The organism is Kitasatospora sp. NPDC127067, assembly GCF_042724755.1.
In the GTDB taxonomy this organism is placed as follows: domain Bacteria; phylum Actinomycetota; class Actinomycetes; order Streptomycetales; family Streptomycetaceae; genus Kitasatospora; species Kitasatospora lactacystinica.
This window is the reverse complement of the sequence record NZ_JBHXEM010000071.1, coordinates 36,592-44,510: the sequence shown is the minus strand read 5'-3', so window position 1 is coordinate 44,510 and position 7,919 is coordinate 36,592. Positions and strand designations below refer to the sequence as shown.

The 7,919-nt window shown below is 72.1% G+C and carries 8 protein-coding genes; 4 read left to right on the top strand and 4 right to left on the bottom strand.

What is annotated here, in order from left to right; genetic code table 11:
- Positions 1-243 (top strand): hypothetical protein (locus ACFWJ4_RS25895; protein ID WP_380547471.1); only part of this gene is annotated, 243 nt, incomplete at its 5' end.
- A gap of 166 nt (positions 244-409) precedes the next feature.
- Here ACFWJ4_RS25895 and ACFWJ4_RS25890 read toward each other — a convergent pair.
- A complete protein-coding gene (locus tag ACFWJ4_RS25890) occupies positions 410-1,414 on the bottom strand; it encodes a stage II sporulation protein M (RefSeq protein ID WP_380359272.1) in 1,005 nt (334 codons plus the stop codon).
- A 308-nt stretch (positions 1,415-1,722) separates the two neighbouring features.
- Between ACFWJ4_RS25890 and ACFWJ4_RS25885 the strand changes: the two genes are divergently transcribed.
- On the top strand, positions 1,723-2,757 hold the full coding sequence (locus ACFWJ4_RS25885) for an RDD family protein (RefSeq protein ID WP_380547468.1): 1,035 nt from the start codon (positions 1,723-1,725) through the stop codon (positions 2,755-2,757).
- A 23-nt stretch (positions 2,758-2,780) separates the two neighbouring features.
- Here ACFWJ4_RS25885 and ACFWJ4_RS25880 read toward each other — a convergent pair whose 3' ends face one another.
- Entirely contained in the window at positions 2,781-3,419 is a 639-nt protein-coding gene (locus tag ACFWJ4_RS25880; protein WP_380547466.1) for a hypothetical protein, read from the bottom strand.
- 108 nt (positions 3,420-3,527) lie between these two features.
- Between ACFWJ4_RS25880 and ACFWJ4_RS25875 the strand changes: the two genes are divergently transcribed.
- Both ACFWJ4_RS25875 and ACFWJ4_RS25870 read left to right on the top strand, forming a co-directional pair.
- The gene (locus ACFWJ4_RS25875) at positions 3,528-4,040 is read left to right on the top strand and encodes a SigE family RNA polymerase sigma factor (RefSeq protein WP_359915512.1); all 513 of its coding nucleotides are present in this window, start codon (positions 3,528-3,530) and stop codon (positions 4,038-4,040) included.
- Positions 4,037-5,086: a hypothetical protein gene (locus ACFWJ4_RS25870; RefSeq protein WP_380547463.1), complete on the top strand. Its 1,050-nt coding sequence runs from the start codon at positions 4,037-4,039 to the stop codon at positions 5,084-5,086. Before ACFWJ4_RS25875 ends, ACFWJ4_RS25870 begins: the two co-directional genes overlap by 4 nt.
- Positions 5,087-5,126: 40 nt before the next feature.
- Here the strand turns inward: ACFWJ4_RS25870 and ahcY are convergent, their stop codons facing one another.
- Together ahcY and ACFWJ4_RS25860 are read right to left on the bottom strand one after the other, a co-directional pair.
- Complete coding sequence (ahcY, locus tag ACFWJ4_RS25865) at positions 5,127-6,575, bottom strand: adenosylhomocysteinase (RefSeq protein WP_359910063.1); 1,449 nt, start codon at positions 6,573-6,575, stop codon at positions 5,127-5,129.
- 341 nt (positions 6,576-6,916) lie between these two features.
- Positions 6,917-7,894: a cation diffusion facilitator family transporter gene (locus ACFWJ4_RS25860; protein ID WP_359910066.1), complete on the bottom strand. Its 978-nt coding sequence runs from the start codon at positions 7,892-7,894 to the stop codon at positions 6,917-6,919.
- Between the last annotated feature and the right edge of the window lie 25 nt (positions 7,895-7,919).

The following is a 7,919-nucleotide window of genomic DNA, read 5'->3' as shown; positions in this document are numbered from 1 at the left end:
TTTGGCACGCTGTTGAGTTCTCAAGGAACGGACGCTTCCTTCGGACCGCCTTCCAGCGGACCCTCCGGGCTTCGTTCTTTCGTGTTTCCAGCTTACCAGACGCTTTCCGCTCCGTTTACCGGGGCTTCATTCATCCGATTCCCGCTGGCGGGATTTCCTGCGAACTTCGTTCCGAAGCCTATCAAGGCTTTCGGAGTGCTCAGTCCGTGGGATTTGCTTCGTCGGAGGGTGCGCATTTCGTGAAATGCACTCGCCTCGATTCGGCGGTGTCGTAGACACTAACGCCCGGAACCGACCGTTGTCCAGTCAGTCCCAACCGTTGAAACCTACTAGCCCGCCCTCACCACGTCAATGGTTTGGCCGGACGAGAGGAAGACTAGCAGGTCAGGGGCCTGTGGATCACATCGGCTCAGGCGGCGACCGGCTGGAGGTCCGCCCGGTCGGCCGCCTCCAGATCGCCGAACTCCCCGCCCTCGGCGGCCCTTCGGCCCAGCACCAGGGCGTAGAGGAGGAAGGCCGCCTCGGCCAGCACGCCGATGGAGATGCGGGCCCAGGTCGGCAGGCCGGACGGGGTCACGAAGGCTTCCAGGACGCCGGAGACGGCCAGGACCGTCGCCAGGCCGATCGACATGCCGATGATCGCGCGGCCCTGTTCGGCCAGCGCCACCGAGCGGGTGCGCGGGCCGGGGTCGATCACGGTCCAGCCGAGGCGCAGCCCGAGGCCGCCGGCCACGAAGACCGCGGTCAGCTCCAGCAGGCCGTGCGGAATGAGCAGGCCGAGGAAGACGTCGAGGCGCCCGGCGGAGGCCATCAGTCCGACGCCGATGCCGAGGTTCACCACGTTGGTCCACATCACGTAGAGCACCGGAACGCCCAGCGCGATCCCGAACAGCAGGCACTGCACGGCGATCCAGGCGTTGTTCGTCCACACCTGTGCCGCGAAGGAGCTGGCCGGCCGGTCCGAGTAGTACGCCTCGTACTGGCCGCCGGGGCGGGTCAGCTCGTCGAGGTGCTCGGGGGCGATCAGGCTGTTGCGGACCTCGGGGTGGGTGGCCATCCACCACGCGAGCAGTGCGGTGGCCACCATGGAGACGATCGCCACCGGCACCCACCAGCGGCGCGCGCGGTAGAGCGCGGCGGGGAAGCTCACCGCGTAGTAGCGGGCGACGTCCTGCCAGCCGTTGGTCCGGGCGCCGGTGACCGCGCTGCGGGCGCGCGAGACCAGTCCGGTCAGCCGGCTCACCAGGGCCGGGTCGGGCGCGGCGGCCTGGACCTTGGCGAGGTGTCCGGTGGCGCGCTGGTAGAGCGTGACCAGTTCGTCGGCCTCCTCCCCGCCGAGCCGGCGCCGGCGGGCGAGGGCGTCCAGCCGGGCCCACTCCCCCTGGTGGGTGGCGACGAAGACGTCCAGGTCCATTTCGGCGGCTCCATGATCGGCGGCGGGCGCGGACGTGCGTGCGCGGGCGGGTGCGTCCGGGCGGGCGGCGGGTCCGGGCGGACACGTGCGGCCCAGCATGCCAGCAACGGCCGCCGCTGCGGCCGCCGGGATCTCACTTCCCGTGCGCCCACTGGGCCCCGTATGTTTGCGGCTGCGGATCAGACTGCGGAGAGCGGGTCAGGGGGGCCGATCCGGGGTGATTCCCTCCCCCGGCACTGCCGCACTCCCAGGCGCGGATCTCCATGGGCGAGCCGTACGGGCTCCAAGAACGTGAACGGACAGGTGTCTTGAGCGACCTGGTGACGGGTGAGGCGGTCGTTCTCGGCCTCCGGACGGCGAAGCTTCCGAGCAGGGCCCTGGCGATCGTGATCGACCTGCTGGTGGAGTTCGCGGCCCTGCTGGTGTTCACGCTGCTGCTGAGCCTCGCCCTGATCGGGCTCGACGGCGCGGCGCTGGCCGCCACGATGATCGGCCTGATGGTGTTCTTCCTGGTGGCCGTGCCCGTGATGGTCGAGACCCTCACCCGCGGCCGTTCGCTCGGCAAGGCCGCGCTCGGCCTGCGGGTGGTGCGCACCGACGGCGGGCCGGTGCGGTTCCGGCACTCGCTGGTGCGCGGGCTGGTCGGCTTCTTCGAGATGATCGTGCTGACCGGCGCCCCGGCCGTGATCACGTCGGTGGTGCACTCGGACGGCAAGCGGCTGGGCGACATCTTCGCCGGGACGGTGGTCGTCCGCGAGCGCACCCCGGGCGCGGGCGGCTCCGCCTCCCCGCTGCCGCCGGTCCACCCGCACCTGCTGCAGGCGATGGGCCACGAGCTGGTCGCGATGGACCTGTCTGCCGTACCCGAGCCGCTCTGGCTGGCCATCCGCCAACTGCTGGGCCGGATCGGCCAGTTGGATCCGACGGTGATGCTCCGGATGTCCACCCGGCTCGCCGAGGACCTGTCCGCCCGGATCGGCCACCCGATCGCGCCGGGGCTGCACCCGGCGGCGTACCTGGGCGCGGTGCTCACCGAGCGCCAGCGGCGGGAGTGGATGCGGGCCCAGGAGCAGCTGTGGGCGGCCGGGCGGGGCCCCGCCCAGGTGCCCGCTCCCCGTCCGGCCTCCGGTCCGGTCCCCGCGCCGGCTCCGACGGTCACGGCCGACGGACGGCCCGTCCGCGTCCTCGGCCTGCCGGCGCAGCGGCCCACACCGGTGGCACCGACCGCGCCCGCCGCACCGCCGATGCCCGTACCGCCCGCCGCCCCTGCTTCGCCCCCGGCCCCGGCGGCTCCGTCCCTCGACAAGCCCGCCGCCGACACCGGCTTCGCCCCGCCCGCCTGAGCCGGCACGGCCCTACCGGACCGCTACTCCTCCTCCGCCCCCACCCGCCAGGCGTTCGGCGGCGACGCCAGCTCCTCCAGCTCGATCCCCTCCGCCGCCAGCACCACGTCCCCCGCCAGGTGCACCACCTGCTGCTCGCCCGTCTCCAGGTCCGCCACCTGGTACCGCTCGACCAGCAGCGGCCCGGAATCCGTCGCGTGGGTGTCGACGCCCTCCAGCAGCCACCCCTGGTCGAGGGTGCGCGGGGCCAGCACCGGCTCGGTGAAGGCCACCAGCCGCACCCGCGCGCTCGCCCCCTCCGCCAGCCTCAGCAGCCGGGCGGTGGCGACCAGGAAGCCCGGCGACCGGCCGGTGAAGGCGTGCGCCCGGTCGTGGCCCTCCGCCGCGTGCTCGCCGCCGGGGTCGGCCGCGTCGGTGCGGACCCAGGCCACCCCGTCCACCGCTCCGCCGCGCACCTGCCAGCCCCCGGCCCGCAGCTCCATCCGCAGCGGCCGGGCGCGCGAGTCCAGCGTGAGGTCGGTGCTGCCGAGCACCCGGCCGTCCGGCGCGTAGGTCTTGGAGACGTACCGCCACCCGGCCGCCCCGGGCGCGCAGCTGAAGCGCTCCTCCCCGAGCGGGACGTGGTCATGAGGGTCGTGGAGCGAGTACCGGCCGTTGGGCATGCCGGCAAGCCTACGTGCGCGCCGCGCGTGCAACCTTCCGGCCGGTGCCCGCATTAGAGCGGCGGACGGCGCGGCTGTGCGTCGCCACCACGACGAGAGGGGGTGCGGATGGCGAAGCGGACGCGCGACGCGGAGTTCACGGAGTACGTGGCCTCCAGGAGCGGCTGGCTGCGCAAGGTCGCCTATCTGCTGTGCGGGGACTGGCACCGGGCCGACGACCTGGTGCAGGAGTGCGCGACCAAGCTGTACGTGAACTGGTCACGGGCCGGCCGGGTCGAGAACCTGGACGGCTACGCCCGCAGGGTGCTGGTCAACACCTTCCTCGCCGAGCAGCGCTCGTCCTGGTGGCGGCGGACGTCGCGGACCGCAACGCCGGTGGACGTCGCCTCGGTGGCCGCCGACCTCGACGTCCAGCTCGACCTGCGCAGGGCACTGGCCGCGCTGCCGCCCAGGCAACGGGCCACCGTGGTGCTCCGGTACTACTGCGACCTCACGGTCGATCAGACCGCCGAGGCGATGCGCTGCTCCTCGGGCAATGTGAAGAGCCAGACCTCGCGCGCTCTCGCCACCCTCCGGACGACGCTCGCCGCTCGCCCCACCACCGCCGAGAGGACGTCATGAGGACGCACGAGCAGCGTGATCTCACCGCCCGGCTGGGCGCCCTCGCCGAGACCCCGGCGCCGCCCGCCGCGCTCGACACCTCGGCGGTGATCGCCCGCGGGCGGGTCCGGCTGCGCCGCCGCCGGCAGGCGCTGATCGGCGTGGTGGCCGGGTCGACCGCCGCCGTGCTGGCCGGCGTGCTGCTGTTGCGCCCGGCCGGCGGGCCTCCCGCACCGGCCGTCCCCCCGCCGACCGCCCCGGCCTCGCCCACGCCGTCCCCGACCGCCACCCCGACGCCGACGGCGTCCACCGGCCCACTGAGCGCCGAGGCCCGCTTCGGCTGGCTGCCGCCGTGGCTGGCCCGACCCGCCGTCGGCTACGCGAACGGCGACGGACGGTCCGTCACCACCGCGGCCACCACGACCGCCGTCGAGAACGCCGTCCCCACCCTGAAGCTCGAACTGCTGCGCGGCCCCGGCGAGTCCCTCGCCCCCGGGGTGCACACGGTCGCCGCGCCCGCGGTCGCCGGCCGGGAGGCCCAGTGGCTGGTCACCGACGCCTCGGGAGTCCCGGTCGGCCTGCGCTGGATGACCGCCTCCGGCCGCTGGGCCGAACTGAGGGCCACACTGTGGACGGGGGCGAAGGTCAAGGAGGACCTGATCAGGGTCGCGGCCGGGGTCGAGTTCGGCGGCCGGGACGTCCCGTTCCCGGTGCGGCCGACCGGCGTGCCCGCCGAGCTCAAGCCGCGGAACATCGAGATCCACCGGCCCTCGAAGGACACCGAGCCCCCGTGGAGCGCCATCCTGTCGTACACCGTCGACGGGAAGTGGCTGAGCGTCACCGTCCAGCCGGAGAGCTTCGGGGTGTTCGTCGACGGCAGGCCGGACGGCGGCACCCCGGTGTGCCGCGTCGACAAGGGCGTCCGGCTCTGCGCCAACGGGACGGCCGCGGGGAGCCCGCCGGTGCAACAGGCCGGCGGACTGGCGGGCCTGCTCAGCCGGTTCACCGTGCTCGGTGCGGACGAGGCCTCCTGGACGGCGACGGGGCCCGCGGACCGGCCCCGCTGACGGGAGCGGCCGACGAACCTGCCGCCGGACGGTTCACCGATCAGTAGCGGTACTGCTCGGCCTTGTACGGGCCGTCGACCGGGACGCCGATGTAGTCGGCCTGGTCCTGGGTCAGGGTGGTCAGCTTCACGCCCAGCGCGTCGAGGTGCAGGCGGGCGACCTTCTCGTCCAGGTGCTTCGGCAGCACGTAGACGCCGATCGGGTACTGCTCGGTCTTCGTGAACAGCTCGATCTGGGCGATCGTCTGGTTGGCGAAGGAGTTGGACATCACGAAGGACGGGTGGCCGGTCGCGTTGCCCAGGTTCAGCAGGCGGCCCTCGGACAGCATGATGATGGTGTGGCCGTCGGCGAAGCGCCACTCGTGGACCTGCGGCTTGACCTCGGTCTTCACGATGCCGGGCAGCTTCGCCAGGCCCGCGATGTCGATCTCGTTGTCGAAGTGGCCGATGTTGCCGACGATCGCCTGGTGCTTCATCTGCTCCATGTGCGAGGCAAGGATGATGTCCTTGTTGCCCGTGGTGGTGATGAAGATGTCCGCGATCGAGACGACGTCCTCCAGGGTGGTGACCTGGTAGCCGTCCATCGCGGCCTGGAGCGCGCAGATCGGGTCGATCTCGGTGATGATCACGCGGGCGCCCTGGCCGCGCAGCGACTCGGCGCAGCCCTTGCCGACGTCGCCGTAGCCGCAGACGACGGCGACCTTGCCGCCGATCAGGACGTCGGTGGCGCGGTTGATGCCGTCGATCAGCGAGTGGCGGCAGCCGTACTTGTTGTCGAACTTCGACTTGGTGACGGCGTCGTTGACGTTGATGGCCGGGAACAGCAGCTTGCCGTCACGGTGCATCTCGTACAGGCGGTGGACACCGGTGGTGGTCTCCTCGGTCACGCCCTTGATCGTGGCGGCGACCTCGGTCCACTTGTTCGGGGTGTCCTTGAGGGTGCGGTTGAGCAGCTCCAGGATGATCCGGAACTCGTCGTTGTCCGCGGTGGACGGGTCCGGCGCGGCACCGGCCTTCTCGAACTCGACGCCCTTGTGGATCAGCAGGGTGGCGTCGCCGCCGTCGTCCAGGATCATGTTCGGGGTCTTGCCGTCAGGCCAGGTCAGGGCCTGCTCGGTGCACCACCAGTACTCGTCCAGAGTCTCGCCCTTCCAGGCGAAGACCGGCACGCCCTGCGGGTTCTCCGGGGTGCCCTCCGGGCCGACGGCGATGGCCGCGGCCGCGTGGTCCTGGGTGGAGAAGATGTTGCAGGAGCACCAGCGGACCTCGGCACCGAGCGCCGTCAGGGTCTCGATCAGGACGGCGGTCTGCACGGTCATGTGCAGCGAGCCGGTGATGCGGGCGCCGGCCAGCGGCTGCGACTCGGCGTACTCGGCGCGGATCGCCATCAGACCGGGCATCTCGTGCTCGGCCAGCTGGATCTCCTTGCGGCCGAACGGCGCCAGGGAAAGGTCGGCGACCTTGAAGTCACCGGTGATGTCGGTCGACATGCGTCTGCTCCTCGCTGATGGGGGTGGGGCCAAAGGTCCGGGCGTGCGTCGCGTGCGTCAGGCCGTACGGGTGCACGGCCACGCCGGAACAGCCGGGTCCGAGATGGACCGGCTTCCCGTTGCGCAGCACAAACCGTCGGAGGACCTCTCTCCCTCGACCGGCGCACACCCTACGGGTGCGGACCGCCGATCGACCGCCATCAGCAGCGACGTTCTGGCTCTGATGACGAATCTACACCGACGGCCCCGCCGGCCGTCCGCCGATGACCGATTTCGGCCCCCGGTCCGAGCGGCGCTCCAGCCGGGCCCCAGGGGCCCCGGCCGCGGGGCCGGGGCAAGGTTCAGTGCGCGTCGGCCGGGCCCGGACCACCGGGCGTGGCGGCCGGGTCGTCGCCCGCCGCGGCCTTCTCGGCGCTGTACACGTCGGGCTCCAGGTAGATCGCCCGGGCGATCGGGACGACCGCGCGGACCCGCTCCTCGGCCGCGTCGATCGCCGCCGCCACCCGGGCGGCGCTGTCCTCGGCGTTGACGGCGATCTTGGCAGCGACCAGCAGCTCCTCCGGGCCGAGGTGCAGGGTGCGCATGTGGATCACCCCGGTGACCGTCTCGCCGTCCACCAGCGCCTCCCGGATCCGGTGCACCGAGTCCTTGTTCGCCGACTCGCCGAGCAGCAGCGACTTGGTCTCCATGGCGAGCACCACGGCGATCACCACCAGCAGGACGCCGATGCACAGGGTGCCGACGCCGTCCCAGACGCCGTTCCCGGTGATCACGGTGAGCCCGACGCCGAACAGCGCGAGCACCAGACCGATCAGCGCACCGGTGTCCTCCAGCAGTACCACCGGCAGCTCCGGCGCCTTCGCGGTGCGGATGAACTGCACCCAGCCCTGCCGGCCCTTGGCCTTGGCGGACTCCCGCATCGCGGTGAGGAAGGACCAGCCCTCCATCGCTATGGCGAAGACCAGCACGCCGACCGCCCAGCCCCAGGCGTCCAGGGTCTCCGGGTGGCTGATCTTGTGCCAGCCCTCGTAGATCGCGAACAGGCCACCGACGCTGAACAGCACGACGGCCACCAGGAAGCCGTACACGTAGCGCTCGCGGCCGTACCCGAAGGGATGCTCCTCGTCGGCCTCCCGGCGCGCCCGCTTGCCGCCGATCAGCAGCAGCACCTGGTTGCCGGAGTCGGCCACCGAGTGCACGCCCTCGGCCAGCATCGAGGAGGAACCGGTGAAGCCGAAGGCGGTGAACTTGGCCGCCGCGATCGCCAGGTTCGCGGACAGTGCCGCGATCAGTGCCTTGGTGCCGCCTTCGGTACTCATGCCTCGAAAGTCCTCACGGGTCGAT